General features: G+C 67.4%; 1 protein-coding gene and 1 pseudogene. Both read left to right on the top strand.

Annotation, left to right across the window (positions count from 1 at the left end):
- Positions 1-228 (top strand): annotated as a pseudogene (locus tag GTW40_RS08780) (amino acid ABC transporter ATP-binding protein); the annotation flags it as partial.
- An 88-nt stretch (positions 229-316) separates the two neighbouring features.
- The gene (locus GTW40_RS08775; RefSeq protein WP_161179597.1) at positions 317-1,234 is read left to right on the top strand and encodes a glutamate ABC transporter substrate-binding protein; all 918 of its coding nucleotides are present in this window, start codon (positions 317-319) and stop codon (positions 1,232-1,234) included.
- Positions 1,235-1,347 lie beyond the last annotated feature (113 nt).

Below are 1,347 nucleotides of genomic sequence, written 5' to 3'. Positions count from 1 at the left end.
GACCCCGAGATGATCAACGAGGTCCTGGAGGTCATGCAGCAGCTGGCCCGCGAGGGCATGACGATGATCGTGGTCACCCACGAGATGGGCTTCGCGCGCTCGGCCGCGAACCGCGTGGTCTTCATGGCCGACGGCCGCATCGTCGAACAGGCGGAGCCCGAGCAGTTCTTCAGCCACCCCCGCAGCGATCGGGCCAAGGACTTCCTTTCGAAGATCCTTCACCACTGATTCCGCCGCCCGGGCCGCGCTACCGCCTGCCCGTGCCCGCGTCTTCCAGCCGTGCAACGCAGACTCCGCCGATTCGAAGGATGTCCTCATGAAGCTCCGCAAGTCCGCCTCCGTGGCGGTCCTCGCCACCCTCGCGCTGGCCATGACGGCCTGTGGCGGGAAGTCCGGCAACGCCGGTGACCAGCCGTCCGGAGGGGACAGCGGCAAGGCGGCCGCGAAGCTCCCGTCCTATGCCGTGGCCACGGGTGTGAAGATCGACTCCGCCACCCTCGAGCGGGCGCAGAAGGCCGGCAAGCTCGTCATCGGCGCCAAGAACGACCAGCCGTACCTCGGCTTCGAGGACACGACCGGCAAGCGGTCCGGCTTCGACATCGAGATCGCCAAGATGGTCGCCGCCGACCTCGGCTTCAAGCCCGAGCAGATCGAGTTCAAGACGGTGGACTCCAACGTCCGCGAGACGACCATCTCCAAGGGCGAGGTCGACCTCTACGTCGGCACCTACACGATCAACGACAAGCGCAAGAAGCAGGTCGGCTTCGCGGGCCCGTACTTCCTCGCCGGTGCGGACCTCCTCGTCCGCAAGGGCGACAAGGCCATCACCGGCCCCGACTCGCTCAAGGGCAAGACGGTCTGCTCCATCAAGGGTTCCACTCCGCTCCAGGAGATCAAGAAGCCCAAGTACGGCGCGAAGACCGTGGAGCTGTCGAAGTACTCCGAGTGCGTGCAGCAGCTGCTCAACAACGAGGTCGACGCCGTCACCACCGACGACGCGATCCTCAAGGGCTACGCCGCGCAGCGTCCCGCCAAGCTCGAGGTGGTCGGCAAGCCGTTCACCAAGGAGCCGTACGGCGTGGGCATGAACAAGGACGACAAGGCCCTGCGCGACGCGGTCGCCGACGCGCTGGAGAAGCACGAGAAGAACGGCGACTACAAGAAGGCGTACGACGCGACGCTCGGTCTGTCCGGCTCTCCGTACACGGCGCCTCCGGCCCTCGAGCGCTACTGACGCACCGCTGAGACATCGCCGTATCGAAGCGCCGGGCAGGCAGTCGCCGACCCGGCGCTTCGAGTCCGCGAGGACGCGGCGCCGACGGGTCCGTGCCGCCGCCCCGCTCCCGC

The sequence above is a fragment of the Streptomyces sp. SID4985 genome (genome assembly GCF_009863025.1).
In the GTDB taxonomy this organism is placed as follows: Bacteria; Actinomycetota; Actinomycetes; order Streptomycetales; family Streptomycetaceae; genus Streptomyces.
This window is presented reverse-complemented; position numbering and strand designations above follow the sequence as displayed.

Bases quoted from the DNA above. Each gene is read 5' to 3' on its own strand.
- GTW40_RS08775 (WP_161179597.1), top strand. From the start codon at position 317: ATGAAGCTCCGCAAGTCCGCCTCCGTGGCGGTCCTCGCCACCCTCGCG.